Below are 15,025 nucleotides of genomic sequence, written 5' to 3'. Positions count from 1 at the left end.
TTGCGCTAAATTGCTCTGCGCACCGCGAATACCTCCCCCATCAACGGCCACGCATCCACTCGCATCTGCGAGATGTTACGTCTCGATCCAGACATCCGAAACCGCTCACCCGCCAGGGGGCGAGACGGCGGGCGCGGATCGTCCGAAACATCTCCCACATCGCGAAGACCGGGCTCTCGGATGGACCGTTCGCAAGGCTTACCGAAGCGCTCTTCCGCCGCGGGCGGATGGGGCGCGCTGAAGAGTTGCGGCAAGTTCCTACTGGGCAGCCGCGCTCCGCTCTCCGGGGCGCGGGCCCTGCTCAGTGCCAACCAGCCCGACGGCTTCGACTGCCCCGGCTGCGCCTGGGGCGACCCGGCTCACGGCTCGTCGTTCGAGTTCTGCGAGAACGGCGTGAAGGCGGTCTCGTGGGAGGCCACCGACAAGCGCGTGACGCCGCGCTTCTTCGCCAAGCATCCGGTCACGGAGCTGCGCAGCTGGACCGACTACGCTCTGGAGAGCGAGGGCCGCCTCACCCACCCGATGCGCTACGACGCGCAGAGCGACACCTACCGCCCCGTGGAATGGGAGGAGGCGTTTGCCGAAATCGGCGCGACCCTGCGCGGCCTCGACCATCCCGACCGCGTCGAATTCTACACCTCCGGCCGCGCTTCCAACGAGGCGGCCTACCTCTACCAGCTCTTCGCCCGCGCCTACGGCACCAACAACTTCCCCGATTGCTCGAATATGTGCCACGAGGCGAGCGGCATCGCGCTGACGCAGGCCATCGGCATCGGCAAGGGCACGGTGCTGCTCGAAGACTTTGAGCGGGCGGACGCCATCTTCGTCGTCGGGCAGAATCCCGGCACCAACCATCCGCGCATGCTGGGCGACCTGCGTCGCGCCGCCGAGCGCGGCGCGCGCGTCGTGGTGCTCAATCCCGTGCGCGAGCGCGGGCTGGAGCGCTTCGCGGACCCGCAGAACAGCGTCGAGATGCTGCGCGGGGCAAGCCGCCCCATCGCCAGCCACTACTACCAGCCCAAGCCCGGCGGCGACATGGCCGCCTTCCGCGGCATCGCAAAGGTCGTCTTCGCCCGCGACGCGGCGGCGCTCGCGGCGGGCAAGCCCTCGCTTCTCGACCACGCCTTCATCGCCGCGCATACCAGCGACTTCGACGAGTACCGCGCGGCGGTCGAGGCGACGGCCTGGGACGCGATCCTCGACCAGTCCGGCCTGACCCGCGAGGACATCGAGACCGCGGCCGACGTCTATCTCGGTGCCGAGAAGGTGATCGCGACCTGGGCGATGGGCGTGACCCAGCACCGCCACTCGGTGGCGACGATCCGCGAGATCGCCAACCTGCTGTTCCTGCGCGGCCATATCGGCCGGCCCGGCGCGGGCCTGTGCCCGGTGCGCGGCCATTCCAACGTGCAGGGCGACCGCACCGTCGGCATCAACGAGAAGCCGCCGGCCGCGCTCCTCGAAGCGCTCGACCGCGCGTTCGGCCTCACCATGCCGCGAAAGCACGGCCACAACGTGCTCGGCGCCATCGGCGCCATGCTCGACGGCTCGGCCAAAGCCTTCATCGGCCTAGGCGGCAATTTCGTGCGCGCGACGCCCGATACGCGGCTGGTCGAGAAGGCGCTGGCGGGCTGCGAAATCACCGTCCACATCGCGACGAAGCTCAACCACTCGCATCTCGTGCCGGGCCGGGTCGCCTATCTGCTGCCCTGCCTCGGCCGCACCGAGATCGACCGCAACAGCCGGGGCAAGGTGCAGATCGTGACCGTCGAGGATTCGATGAGCATGGTCCACGGCTCGGGCGGCATCAACAAGCCGGCCTCCCCGCATCTGCGCTCGGAGATCGGCATCATCGCCGGCATGGCCGCGGCGACGGTGGGCTCGGAGCGGATCGACTGGGCCGCGCTCGCCGACGATTACGACCGCATCCGCGACCTCATCGAGCGCACGATTCCGGGATTCGCCGGCTTCAACACGCGGGTGCGCCGTCCCCGCGGCTTCATGCTGCGCAACCTCGCCGCCGAGCGGGTATTCGAGACGGAGACCGGCCGGGCGGGCTTCTCCAGCGGCCCGCTGCCGGTGGCAACCGAGCACCAGCGCGCGCGCCGGCAGGGCGACACCTTCGTGCTCCAGACCTTCCGCAGCCACGATCAGTACAACACCACGATCTACGGCCTCGATGACCGCTATCGCGGCGTCTACGGCGAGCGCCGCGTCGTATTCGCCCATCCCGACGACCTCGCCGAGCTGAAGGCGCGGGCGGGCGAGCGGGTCGATCTCGTCTGCGTCCACGCCGAGGACGGCATCGAGCGGGTGGCGGAGGATTTCCGCCTCGTGCCCTTCGACATGCCGCGCGGTTCGCTCGCCGGCTACTATCCGGAACTCAACGTGCTGGTGCCGCTCTCGGCCTTCGGCGAGTTCTCGGACACGCCGACCTCGAAATCGGTGCTGGTTCAGGTGCGCGCCCGCGCCGCGAATGACGTGGGCCAAGCCGCGTGAGCGAGCCCGCCGCCGACGCCGAGACCTTCCTGGCCGCGACCGACACAATCGCGGCCCTGCGCCCGGAACTGAGCCTGCTGGAAGCCGGCATCCTCGCTGGCTTGCATCTCGGGCTTGCTGCCGACAGCCGTAGCTTCGCCCGCATTTTCGGTGTCGAGCACGCCCTGGTTCTGCGCGCGGTGGAGGGCCTTTCCGGCGAAGCCCTCCTCACCGTGACCGCCCGCGATGGGCGCACCCAGCGCACCCGCTACGCGGCGAGTGCGACGGGCAGCGCAATGCTGACGGCGCTCGCCGCCTGAACGCCGGCGAGAGCGGGCCTCACGCCGTGCTCATCTCGCCGAACCGCTCGCCCAGCGGCAGTTCGATCGCGCAGAGCAGCCGCGTCTCGCCGAGTTCGTAGCGGGTCTTGGCATTGAGCGCGTAGGGCATCGCCCGCTCGATCAGTTCGCGGCCGTAGCCGCGCCGCATCGGGCCGTATGTCTCGCGCGGCCGGCGGATGCCCTCCTCGATCCACTCGATCAGCAGGTTGCCGCCGCCCTGCTCGTTCCGGTCCGCCCGCCACGTCACCGAGAGGCGGCCGTGCTCGGTCGTCAGTGCACCGTACTTCCGGGCATTGGTGGCCAGTTCGTGCATGGCGAGAGCGAGCGTCTGCACCGATGCCTTGCGCAGGCGCACCGGCGGGCCGGCGACATGGATGCGGTCGGAGAAGTCGCCGGCTCCGAGCGCCTCCAGCTCGGTCCGGATCAGGGTGCGCAGGGTGATCGGCTCCTGCTCGGAGCGCGACAGCAAGCCCTGAACCCGCGACAGGGCGGCCAGCCGGTCATTGAACTGCTCGCGGAAGCGTTCGGTGGGGCCGGTCTGCACCATGGTCTGGTGGGCGATGGAGCGCACGACGCCGAGCAGGTTGCGGGTGCGGTGCTGCAATTCGGCGACGAGGACGGATTGGCGCTCCTGCAGATCGTGCAGGTCGTGGATGTCCATGGCCGCGCCGATCCACTGCGTGACCTGCCCCTCCGCATCGATGATCGGCGCCTGCCGCACCAGGAACCAGCGGTATTCCCCGTCATGCCGGCGGATACGCGGCTGCACCTCGATCAGACGCTGCTGTTCGCGCCCGACGCGGAAGGCCTCCTGCGACGCGTCACGATCGTCCGGATGGATTGCTTCGAGCCAGCCGCCGTCCTGTGACTGCGGCAGAGTCTGGCCGGTATAGGCGAGCCAAGCCTCGTTGAGCGAATTGTGCTGCCCGCTCTCGTCGGAGCGCCAGAGCAGGACGGGGATGAGGCTGGCCAGGGCGCGAAAGCGCTCCTCGCTCTCATACAGGGCCGCCTGGGCAATCTCGTCGCGGAGCCGGAGCACCTCCTCCTGCGCCGCCTTCCAGGCGGAAATCTCCTTGGTGGTGGTGGCGACTCCGTCGCCGAGCTTGACCGCGCACTGGAAGAACCAGCCGTCGAACTGCTCGTGGACGTAGCGGCGCTCCGCGGTCGCGGGTTGGCCGGTCTCGGTCACGCGCTTGAAGGTGTCGAAGATGCCCTCCTGAACGACGCCCGGATTGCGCTCCAGAAGGCTCTGCCCGCTCACCTCGCCGTAGCGGCTCTCGGAGGTGTGGTTGTTGAGCAGCCACTGGAAATCGACGATTTCGCCCGAGGCGTCGCGCACGGCCTTGAAGACCTGAATCATGTCCATGGAGCTGTCCATGGTCGCCTTGAGCAGGTCGCGGCTGGCCTGGAGCTCCGCCGTGCGCTCCTGAACCTGCCGTTCCAGCTCGGCCCGGAAACGCGCCTCGCTCTCACGGAGCGCCCGGTCCGCCAGCACGCGGGACGTGGTCTCGACCAGGGTGACCAGGATGCCCGCAATCGCGCCGGAATCGTCGCGCAGCGGGCTGTAGGTCAGCGTGAACCACGCGTCCTCAAGGCGGCCCGATCGCGTCAGGGGGTAGCGCGCGTCCTCGAAGGTCAGGGTCTCGCCGGCCCAGACCCGCTCGTAGATCGGCGCGTTGATGTGCCAGACCTCGGGCCAGCAGGCGCGGGTCGGCTGGCCCAGCCCGGCCGGGTGCTTCAACCCCATCAAGTCGCGATAGCCGTCGTTGTAGACCTGGATCAGGTTCGGCCCCCACAGCGCGATCATGGGGAAGCCGCAGCCGAGGAGCAGGCTGATCGTGGCCTTCAGGCTGGGCGGCCACGTCTCAGCGGCACCCAGCGCCGTTGACGTCCAGTCATACGCCCGGATCCGCTCGGCCATCTCACCGCGGACCGGCTGCACCGGTGGAGAGCCGCTCCGATCCATCCCGTACCTTCGCACAGCCTTCCGAACCGTATTCCGCAGTCGGAACGAGCGGCACGGCCCGCAGTCCCAGCGAGATCGTTACGGCAATTCCTCAGGCTGGCAATAGATGGAATCGATTCGAACGGTCTCTCCCGTTCGATGATTTCGCATGGAGTCAAAAGGTACACCATTCACCGCTGCAATGCGAACATACGCCTCGTGACTTCTGGATCGCCACAGCTTCCGTTGGCATCCTTCCGGACTCAAAACGCTCAATGCCGGCAATCGCGGGCGGCTTCCCTCATCGGTCCACGATGTGTGGCACGGCCGAACCGGCCGCCCCGACGCCGGTGCGACGGCTGCGATCAGGGTCCGAGCACCGGCGGCTCCCCCGTCGTCAGAACCGTGCCGTGAGGAAGAGCCGCACGTTGCGGCCCGGCAGGATCACCTCGTCCTTGCGGAAGGAGGCGGCGTTGCGGATCACGTCATCGAGCAGGTTCGTGCCGCGCAGGCCCAGCGTCACCTCGCTCAGGCCGTGGACCGTTGGATCGAGCGGACGGCTATAGGCGATCTCCGCCTTCAGGTCGTTGTAGCCGGGCGTCGGCGTCTCCAGCACGCCCGTCTGCGTCTGTGCGAAGGCGTGCAGCAGGCTCACCTGAGCGAACCAACCGTCCGCCCGCAGGAAAACGCCGCCGCCGACGCGGTGGGGCGGGATGCGCGGCACGAAGCTCCCGTCATCGAACTGCGCCCGCACGAAGTCGTACTGGGCACTGATGCCGGCAAAGCCGTCGCCGACTGGCACGAGGTCGATCTGGCTGGCGATCTCGGCGCCGGCGAAGGTGGCGCCGGCCTGCGAATAGGCGACCTGGCGCAGATCCCCGCCGCCGATCCCGCACGAATCGAAGGTGTCGCCGCAGGTGAAGCCGGTCAGGCGCTTGTAGACGAAGCCGGTATAGCGGGTGACGTAACCGGTGGCATCGAGGCGGAACGGCCCCTCCGCCCGGCGGATCGCCACCTCGACGGTGCGGGCGCGCTCCAGCTTGAGATTCGGGTCGCCGATCTCGAAGGTCGCGGAGGCCTCGTGCGGCCCGCGGGAGAACAGTTCCGGCGAGGTCGGGGCGCGTTCGACATAGGAGCCGGTCAGACTCGCGACGAAGCCGTAGGGCAGATCTTGGAGCGCGCCGAAGCTCGCGCTCTTCGGGGCGAAGCGGCGGATGCGGCGCGATTCCAGCGGCTCGTCGCCGGGGCCGTCGGGCAGGAAGTCCGAGGGAAACAGCGCCTGGGTGCCGGCCACGCGATTGCCCTCGATCCGGCCCGCCGCCTGGAACCGCAGGCCGCCACCGAGCGCCAATTCCTCGAACAGGTAGGCGGCCTGCACCCGCGTGTCGGTGGGGCGCAGGAGCCCGCCTTCCGCCCCCGAGATACGGAGCTTGCGCCGATCGGCCTGGACACCGAACTGACCGGTCAGGGTGCCGAACGGCACATCGACCGGCACGTGATCGACCTCGATCCGCCCTTCCGCCGCGCGGTTCTTGAACACCGCCTCAATCCCCTCGACGCCGCTGGCGTCGATGCCGAACTCGTTGTGGCGGTAGTTCGAGCCGCCGGCCCAGAACCGGATCGCCGCGAACGGCCCGTCGAGCGGCCGGTACTCGCCGCGCGCCTGGAGCTTGTCCTGCACCGGATCGAGACGAGTGCGCTGCGCCGCCGAACTAAGACCGGGAATGCCGTAGACCGAATCGAAGTGGCTGAAGGACAGGCCGACGAAGCCGCGGTCGAACAGGTAGGAGGTGCCGAAGGCTCCGCCCTGCGACCGGTTGAAGGAATTGCGCTGGATGCCGAGCGGCGTGTTGTAGTCGTCCGCCGCGCTCTTGAAGGCATCGGCGTGGACCGCGACGTTGCCGCTGCCGGCGTCAACGGTCGCGGCGGCGTTGCGGCCGTTATCGACGGCCGAATAGCCCGTCGTCACCCGACCCGCGATACCGCCGGAGGGGATGCTCGTCGGGATGCGGTTGTTCTCGACCGAGACCACACCGCCGACGGCTTGCGAGCCGTAGCGCAGGCCGGCGGGCCCGCGGATCACCTCGATCCGGTCGTTGATCAGCGGGTTGATCGGCACGGAATGGTCCTCGCCGAGATCGGACATGTCCTGCACGCCGGTGCCGTTCTCGAGGATGCGGACGCGGTGGTTGTCGAGGCCGCGAATGATCGGCCGCGAGGCCGAGCCCGGTGCGAAAGTGGTCGCCGACAGGCCCGGCTTGTCGAACAGAGCCTCACCCAGCGAGGTCGGCTGCGAGCGGGCGAGATCGGCGCCGGAGACGACGCTCACCGTCGCGAAGCGGTCGGCCACCACCGGCAGGACACCGACCGGGTTCGGCGTCGGACCCGATGCGGCGCCCTCGCGCCGGGCCTTTCGGTCGGAGGTCACGCTGATCTCATCGAGAGACACTTCCTCGGCCTGGAGCGGCGACACGACGAGACCGGCGATGCCGATTCCGGCCCAGCGACCAAGTCCATAGCGTTTCCTCGACATAAGACCTCTCACTCGAACTTATAGCTGATGCTATATTTCCAAGCGTAGCCGTTGTCGAGAGGGAAGCGCCGCTGAAACGCGAAGCGCGCCGCCCTCCTGCGAGAGCGGCGCGCCAGCCGGTCGTTCGATGTGAGTGGAGGCGCGAGTCAGTAATCCTGCGGCTCGGCCTCCACCAGGATCTCACGCTTGCCGGCATGGTTGGCCGGGCCGACGAGGCCTTCAGTTTCCATCCGCTCCATCAGCGAGGCGGCGCGGTTGTAGCCGATCTGCAGGCGACGCTGGATGTAGGAGGTCGAGGCCTTCTTGTCCCGCAGCACCACGGCCACCGCCTGCTCGTAGAGGTCGCCCCCCTCCCCGCCGCCGAACTGGCCGCCATCGAAGACCGGGCCGTCCTCGGACGCGGGGGCGCCCGACGGGATCTCGCCCTCCTCCGCCGTGACGGCCTCCAGATAGGAGGGCCGGCCCTGGCGCTTGAGGTGGGCGACCACGCTCTCGACTTCCGAATCCGAGCAGAACGGCCCGTGCACGCGCGTCGTGCGCCCGCCGCCGGCCATGAACAGCATGTCGCCCTGGCCCAGCAACTGCTCGGCCCCCATCTCGCCCAGGATCGTGCGGCTATCGATCTTGCTCGTCACCTGGAAGGAGATCCGGGTCGGGAAGTTCGCCTTGATCGTGCCGGTGATGACGTCGACCGAGGGACGCTGCGTCGCCATGATCAGGTGGATGCCGGCCGCCCGCGCCATCTGGGCGAGACGCTGGATCGCGCCTTCGATGTCCTTGCCCGCCACCATCATCAGGTCGGCCATCTCGTCGACCACGATCACGATGTAGGGCAGCGGGTTGAGGTCCATGACCTCGTCCTCGTAGACCGCCTCGCCGGTGGTGCGGTCGAAGCCGGTCTGGACCGTGCGGGTCAGGGTCTCGCCGCGGGCGCGGGCCTCTTCGAGGCGGGCGTTGAAGCCGTCGATGTTGCGCACACCGACCTTCGACATCTTCTTATAGCGCTCCTCCATCTCGCGCACGGCCCATTTGAGGGCGATGACCGCCTTCTTCGGGTCGATGACGACGGGGGAGAGCAGGTGCGGGATGCCGTCATAGACCGACAGTTCCAGCATCTTGGGATCGACCATGATCAGGCGGCACTCTTCCGGCTTCAGGCGGTAGAGCAGCGACAGGATCATGGTGTTGATGGCCACCGACTTGCCCGAGCCGGTGGTGCCGGCGACGAGCAGGTGCGGCATGCGGGCGAGGTCGGCGATGATCGGCTCGCCGCCGATGTTCTTGCCGAGACACAGCGCCAGCTTGTGCTTGGACTCGACGAAGTCCTCGGAGGCGAGCAGCTCGCGCAGAAACACCGTTTCGCGCTTGGCGTTCGGCAGCTCGATGCCGATGGCGTTGCGGCCCGGCACCACGGCGACGCGGGCTGAGACGGCGGACATCGAGCGGGCGATGTCGTCGGCAAGTGCGATGACGCGGCTGGACTTGGTGCCGGGCGCCGGCTCCAGCTCGTAGAGGGTGACGACGGGGCCGGGGCGCACTGCGAGGATGTCGCCGCGCACGCCGAAATCCTGAAGCGTGGCTTCCAGCATGGTGGCGTTCTGCTCCAGCGCCTCCGCCGAAACCTCGGAGCCCGGCGCCGCCTCACGCGGGCGGGCGAGAAGCTCCAGGGCGGGTAGCCGGTACTCACCGACTTCCGGGCGGGACTCGGCCGGGCGCGGGCGCGCCGCCGGAGCCTGCGGCAGCGGGCGCGAGACGCGGGTGGACGGTTCGAGGGCGGCCGCCTCCGCCTCACGGGCGATAGGCGCAGGGCGCGGCGGGACGGCGCGGACGGGCCCGTCGTCCGCTTCGTCGTCCTGCGGTTCGAATTGCGGCTCGCGGCGGCCCGAGACATCGGCATGCTCGCGGGCGTGCGGCGCCCAGGGTGCCTCCTCCGGGTCGGCGAAGGCGCGGCGTGCGGCGAGCGCGGGCGAGGCGCCGGCATAGGCGAGCCCCTCCCCCTCCTCGGCCGGAGCCTGCCAGGATTCGAGCCGGGTGCGCAGCGAGGCGCGGCCGCGCATGACCGCTTGGGCGAGTGCCCCCAGCGACAGGATGCCCAGGCTCGGCTCGTCGGAATCGTGACGCTCTTCGTGGGCCGTAGCGCGGCCGGGCCGGGGCGCGGGACGCGGGGCACCGTAGGGTCCCTCCTCCTCCTCCTCGAAATCCGGCTTGGTGACGCGGCAGGCGGCGGTGAGGCTGAGGATAGCGATCGCCGCGAACAGGAAGCCGGCAAAATGCGCCAGCGGCCCGACCAGCATCCGTGTGCCGGCGAGCAGTGCGTCGCCCGCCACACCGCCCATGCCGGTGGGCAGCGGCCAGCGGGCGGTCGCCGGCACGGCGCTCGCGACCGCGCTCGCGGAGAGCACGCCGACGAACCACAGGGCCATGCGCACGCCCCCGTGCGGCAAGTCGCGCTCGCGCATCAGCCGCATGCCCCAGAGGACGGGCGGCAGCGCGAGCATGATCGAGCCGAGCCCGAGGAGCTGCATGGCGAGGTCGGCGACGACGGCGCCGGGGCGCCCGAGCACGTTGTGCGCCCGCTGGTCGGTGGCGTGGTTGAGGCTCGGGTCGTCGATCGACCACGTCGCCAGGGCGACGGTCAGGGCGACCGCGCCGGTGAAGAGGATCAGGCCGCCGCACTCCGTCAGCCGCTTGGCCAGGAAGGGCCGCAGGCTGTCGACGAAGGTGTCGTAGGGCGACGCGGAACGGCGAAGGGAACGCATGCGCAGACCGGTCCGGTGTCAACGATCCGGTAAGGCTAATGCGGGTCGGTTAACGGCGGGCTAAGTGCGCTCCCCAAAGCGGTCGCGTCTCCGCAACACGTGAATCGCGACCCCAGTAGCGGGCGAAGAATACGAGATGTCTCCGGTTCCGCCCCCGAAAAGCAGGAAGCCCCGGATTTCTCCGGGGCTTCCCACATCATGTCCCTGTCTCGCCGGCGGACCGGCGCAGCCCTCAGAAGGTGAAGCCGGTCTCCACCAGGTAGCGCTCCTGCGAGCGCTTGGTGCCGTCGCGGCCGAAGCCGAAGCCGGGGGTGACGTCGTAGGCCTGCACCGTCGCGAACTCGCCGCGGACGAAGTAGCGGTCCCAGGTGAAGGTCGGCGTGATGGTGAACGAGAAGGCCGAGCTGCCCGGACCGTACAGGAGGCTGGTCGCGCTCAAGGTGTCGAAGCGGGTCCCCGACTGGGCGATGTACTCGACACGGCCGGCCAGACCGAAATTCTCGTTGAAGGCATAGCCGGCGAGCAGCGCGCCGCCCCAGGTCTCGCCGCCGATGATCGGGGAGAAGTAGTTATCCTTGCGATCGACGGTGGTGTACTGGAAGTACGGCGCGATGATCCACGGACCGTTGGCGTAGGTGTAGTTCACGCTGATGATGCTGCTGTTTTGCAGCGAGTTGATTGTCGCGAACTGGAAGCGCGGGCTGCGGGTCGAGGAATCGAAGTCGCTGAAATGCGTGCCGCCGTTGATGCCGATCGTGTTCGAATCGTCGAGCTTGTAGGTGGCGAAGCCCGTCACCCAGTTCAGCTCGCCCGAGTAGAAGCCGTCGTTCACCGAGACCGCCGCCGCGAACGGGCCGCTGGCGTAGTTCACCTGAACGCCCTGGTTGATGAAGTTCTCCTGGTTGAACACCAGACCGCGGGAGATGTTGAGGTTCTGGTAGGAGAACAACAGCTCGGAGCCGATGTTGGTGAACATCCGGCCGGCCTGGATCGACCACTCGTCGTTGATCTGCCACTTGCCGAAGGCGACCGGCACCGGGCCGAACAACGACTGGGTCTGCTCGAACGAGGAGTAGAGCGGCAGGCCGAGCGCCGGGATCGAGTAGAGGCCGGCATGCACGTAGAACTGCAGCGGGCCATCCGCCTTCTGGATCCAGCCCTGGAGGTTCGTGAAGTCGACCCGGCCGTAGCGATCCTGCTCGACGCTCGGCGAGAGGATGCCGAAGGCGTTGGTCTGGGAATAGGCAAAGCCGGTGATCGCGCCGCCGACATAGATGTCGCCCAATCCCGTGACGAAGCAGGCTGGGTTCGGGTTCGCCTTGATGAGACCGCCGAAGGTCGGGGTCGAGATCGCGGCCTTGCAATGCTCCTCGACGACAACCGGGGCCGACGCGGCGGCGGGCATGTCTGCGGCGAGAACTGGCAGCGCGGTCGCGCTCAGCGTCGTCAGCGCCGCGCCTGCGGCCAGAAACATTGTTTTGATTGTCATTGCGGTCAGCCCCAAGTTCGGTACGGCCAAGGTGCCGAAGTCGCCGCCGCGTCGCAAAATGAAGTTTTGCGCAAGTGCCCAATTTTTAGCCAGTTTTGACCTGCATCAATCTGCGGCCGAAAAATGTTGCGCGAAGGCAACAATCCCTGAAACGACGATCGTTTAACTTTCTTGCGAAAATCTCCCGTTTTCCTCACGATTGATTCACGATTGGGAAGACCTAAGCCGCAGCGGCAATCGACGAAGGCTCGGCGCGACTCAGCCATCGACCCATGAAAAAGGCCCCGGCGCGGTGCGCCGAGGCCTTTTTCGGATGCCCGCCGGGATGGCGGGCCGCCACTCAGTAGTTGTAGGCGCGCTCGCCGTGATCGGCGATGTCGAGGCCCTCGCGCTCCTCCTCCTGCGTCACGCGCAGGCCGATCGTCAGATCGACGAGCTTGTAGAGGATCGCCGAGCCGATGCCCGACCACAGGATGGTGAAGCCGACCGCCTTCGCCTGGGTGATCACCTGGGCGACCATGTCGTAGGCGCCAACGGTGAGTTCACCGGGCTTGGTGGTGTAGTCGGGGATGCCGGCGCCGCCGAGATCGGGCGAGACCAGGATACCGGTGGCGATGGCGCCGAGGATGCCGCCGACGCAGTGCACGCCGAACACGTCGAGGGAGTCGTCGTAGCCGAGCGCGTTCTTCACGGTGGAGCACATCACGAAGCAGACGGCACCCGCGGCGAGACCGAGCACGATCGAGCCCATCGGGCCGGCAAAGCCCGCGGCCGGCGTCACGGCGACGAGGCCGGCAATGGCACCCGAGAGCATGCCGAGGAGCGACGGCCGACCCTTGGCGGCCCACTCGACGAAGAGCCAGGAGACGGCGGCGGCGGCGGTGGCGACGAAGGTGTTGATCATCGCCAGGCCCGCGGCACCGTTGGCCTCGAGGTTCGAGCCGGCATTGAAGCCGAACCAGCCCACCCACAGGAGCGAGGCGCCGATCGTGGTCATGGTCAGCGAGTGCGGGGCCAGCAGGTCGCGGCCGTAGCCGATGCGCTTGCCGAGCATCAGGCAGCCGACGAGGCCGGCGATGCCCGCGTTGATGTGCACGACGGTTCCGCCGGCGAAGTCGAGGGCGCCCCACTTGAACAGCATGCCGGCATCACCCAGCACCGCGTCGTACTCGGCCTTGGCCGCAGCATTGGCCTCGCCACCGGCGGCGGCGAGCTTGCGGGCCGCGTCGGCGAAGACATCGGGACCGCCCCAGTACCAGACCATGTGGGCCATCGGGAAATAGATCAGCGTGACCCAGAGGATCGTGAACACGACCAGCGCCGAGAACTTCATCCGCTCGGCAAACGCGCCGACGATGAGGCCGGGGGTGATCATCGCGAACGTCATCTGGAAGCAGATGTAGACGTATTCGGGGATCACGACGCCGTTGGAGAAGGTGGCCGCGACCGAGTTGGGATCGACGCCTTTGAGGAAGGCCTTGGAAAACCCGCCGACGAAGTCGTTGAGACCGCCGCCATTGGTGAAGGCGAGGCTGTAGCCGTAGGTGACCCACAGGAGGCAGACGATCGAGGCGATCGCGAAGACCTGGGTCAGCACCGAGAGCATGTTCTTGGTGCGCACGAGGCCGCCGTAGAACAGGGCGAGGCCGGGCACCGTCATCAGCAGGACGAGGACCGCCGACAGCAGCATCCAGGCGGTGTCGCCCTTGTTGGGCACCGGGGCAGCGGCGGTGACGGCGGGCTCGACCGTCGGCGCCTGCGCGAGCGACGGCTCGACGAGGAGAAGGCCGAGGGCGGCTCCTCCCAGCCCGAGCGCGAGAAGGTTACGAGGTTTCATGGACAGGAAGCTCCTGATCGCAGTGCGTCACGCATTGAGGAGGGAGAGGCGGCGGCGCGGCCGGGCGCGTTCCGCCGGAACGGTTGATGAGCCATCGGGATATCGGGGAGGAAACCGAGGCGGGGCGGGCTCCTCAGAGCGCGTCGACGTCGGTCTCGCCGGTGCGGATGCGGACCGCTTTCTCCAGCGGCATCACGAAGATCTTGCCGTCACCGATCTGTCCGGTGCGGGCGGCCCCGGCGATCGTGTCGATCACGTTGGTCACGAGGTCGGCCGCGACCGCCACCTCGATCTTGAGCTTGGGGAGGAAGCTTACGGCGTACTCGGCCCCGCGATAGATTTCGGTATGGCCCTTCTGCCGGCCGTAGCCCTTGACCTCCGTCACGGTCAGGCCGTGGACACCGATCCCGGTCAGGGCGTCACGGACCTCTTCCAACTTGAACGGCTTGATGATCGCCATCACGATTTTCATGGGCGACGCCCCCTTTGTTCTGCCTTCTCACCGCCGGTCGCGCACCGGCCGAGACCCAGCGGTTCCGCAGGGATCGGGATGACCCTGCGACCGCGCGCCTCCATTCAAGGACCGTGCCAAGCGGAACCATTTTCGGTTTCGCCCTTCTGCCCAGAACGTGAGCGAGCCGTGGCACCGCGTCGAGCAGCCCAGCCACGAAAACTGCCTTCTTGGTGGGCAGACAGCCTAACGGGCCGGCAGATTCGCTCTCATTGCCCTCTTCAGGGGCGATGCCGACGGATCAGGCCCTCCTGGGCGACGGAGGCGATGAGGTGCCCTTCCTCGTCGTGGAAGGTGCCGCGGGCGAAACCGAGAGCGCCCGAGGCACTCGGACTGTCCTGCGAATAGAGCAGCCAGGAATCGGCTCGGAACGGCCGGTGGAACCAGAGGGCGTGGTCGAGGCTCGCCGACTGGATCTCCGGGTCGAACACGGTGCGGCCGTGGGGGATCAGGGTTGCATCGAGCAGCGTCATGTCCGAGGCGTAGGCGAGCACCGCCCGATGCACCGCCGGATCGTCCGGCAGAGGCTTCGTCGTGCGCATCCAGACATGGTAGCGGGCGGGCTTCGGCACGCGGTCGCGATAGCGCCCGGTCTCGACCGGCCGCAATTCGATCGGCCAGGCCTGCGTGAAATAGGCGAGCATCGGCTCGGGCACGATGCTGCCGCCCTCGCGCACGAGGGTCCGCGCATCCGCCAGATCGTCCGGCCCCGGCACGTCGGGGCGCTCGGCGGCGTGCTCGTGTCCCGCTTCCGTGACGTGGAACGACACCGACATGGCGAAGATCGCCCGCCCCTTCTGGATCGCCTTGACCCGACGGGTGGTGAAGCTGCCGCCGTCACGGATGCGCTCGACCTCGTAGACGATCGGCACCGCGGGGTCGCCGCCGAGGAGGAAGTAGGCGTGCAGCGAGTGGGGCGGACGGGACGCCTCGACCGTGCGGGAGGCCGCGACCAGCGCCTGGGCGACGACCTGCCCCCCGAACACCCGCGGCCAGCCGATCCGGGGGCTGATGCCGCGGAACAGGTCGGTCTCCAGGCGTTCCAGATCGAGGATTGCCAGAAGCGCGTCAACGGGATCGGGCCTGAGGGTTTCGGACATAGCGGCTTCTGCGACTCCGGGACGACGACGAG

The 15,025-nt window shown here is 68.3% G+C and carries 9 protein-coding genes; 2 read left to right on the top strand and 7 right to left on the bottom strand.

Going from position 1 to position 15,025, the window contains the following annotated elements; all coding sequences use genetic code 11:
- Positions 1-180: 180 nt before the first annotated feature.
- Both LPC10_RS10670 and LPC10_RS10665 read left to right on the top strand, forming a co-directional pair.
- Positions 181-2,499, top strand: a complete 2,319-nt coding sequence (locus LPC10_RS10670) for an FdhF/YdeP family oxidoreductase (RefSeq protein ID WP_231346655.1) — start codon at positions 181-183, stop codon at positions 2,497-2,499.
- Entirely contained in the window at positions 2,496-2,798 is a 303-nt protein-coding gene (locus LPC10_RS10665; RefSeq protein WP_231346654.1) for a hypothetical protein, read from the top strand. The genes LPC10_RS10670 and LPC10_RS10665 overlap by 4 nt, the downstream gene beginning before the upstream one ends.
- Before the next feature lie 19 nt (positions 2,799-2,817).
- Here LPC10_RS10665 and LPC10_RS10660 read toward each other — a convergent pair whose 3' ends face one another.
- From LPC10_RS10660 to LPC10_RS10630, 7 genes are all read right to left on the bottom strand, one after another.
- Positions 2,818-4,785 (bottom strand): PAS domain-containing sensor histidine kinase, encoded by a 1,968-nt coding sequence (locus LPC10_RS10660; RefSeq protein WP_231346653.1) that lies wholly within the window; start codon positions 4,783-4,785, stop codon positions 2,818-2,820.
- 376 nt (positions 4,786-5,161) lie between these two features.
- Positions 5,162-7,297: a TonB-dependent receptor gene (locus tag LPC10_RS10655; RefSeq protein WP_231346652.1), complete on the bottom strand. Its 2,136-nt coding sequence runs from the start codon at positions 7,295-7,297 to the stop codon at positions 5,162-5,164.
- A gap of 146 nt (positions 7,298-7,443) precedes the next feature.
- A complete protein-coding gene (locus LPC10_RS10650) occupies positions 7,444-10,056 on the bottom strand; it encodes a DNA translocase FtsK (protein ID WP_231346651.1) in 2,613 nt (870 codons plus the stop codon).
- Positions 10,057-10,288: 232 nt separating this feature from the next.
- Complete coding sequence (locus LPC10_RS10645) at positions 10,289-11,545, bottom strand: outer membrane beta-barrel protein (protein ID WP_231346650.1); 1,257 nt, start codon at positions 11,543-11,545, stop codon at positions 10,289-10,291.
- A 340-nt stretch (positions 11,546-11,885) separates the two neighbouring features.
- Positions 11,886-13,382: an ammonium transporter gene (locus LPC10_RS10640; RefSeq protein ID WP_231346649.1), complete on the bottom strand. Its 1,497-nt coding sequence runs from the start codon at positions 13,380-13,382 to the stop codon at positions 11,886-11,888.
- Positions 13,383-13,515: 133 nt separating this feature from the next.
- Positions 13,516-13,854 carry a P-II family nitrogen regulator gene (locus LPC10_RS10635; protein ID WP_108940026.1) on the bottom strand — a complete coding sequence of 113 codons (339 nt, stop codon included), beginning with the start codon at positions 13,852-13,854 and terminating at the stop codon, positions 13,516-13,518.
- Between the two features lie 260 nt (positions 13,855-14,114).
- Complete coding sequence (locus LPC10_RS10630; RefSeq protein WP_231346648.1) at positions 14,115-14,993, bottom strand: acyl-CoA thioesterase II; 879 nt, start codon at positions 14,991-14,993, stop codon at positions 14,115-14,117.
- Between the last annotated feature and the right edge of the window lie 32 nt (positions 14,994-15,025).

Origin of the sequence: Methylorubrum sp. B1-46 (assembly GCF_021117295.1) — a bacterium.
In the GTDB taxonomy this organism is placed as follows: Bacteria; Pseudomonadota; Alphaproteobacteria; order Rhizobiales; family Beijerinckiaceae; genus Methylobacterium.
Note: the sequence above shows the minus strand (reverse complement) of the source record. Positions and strands in the feature narration are given on the sequence as shown.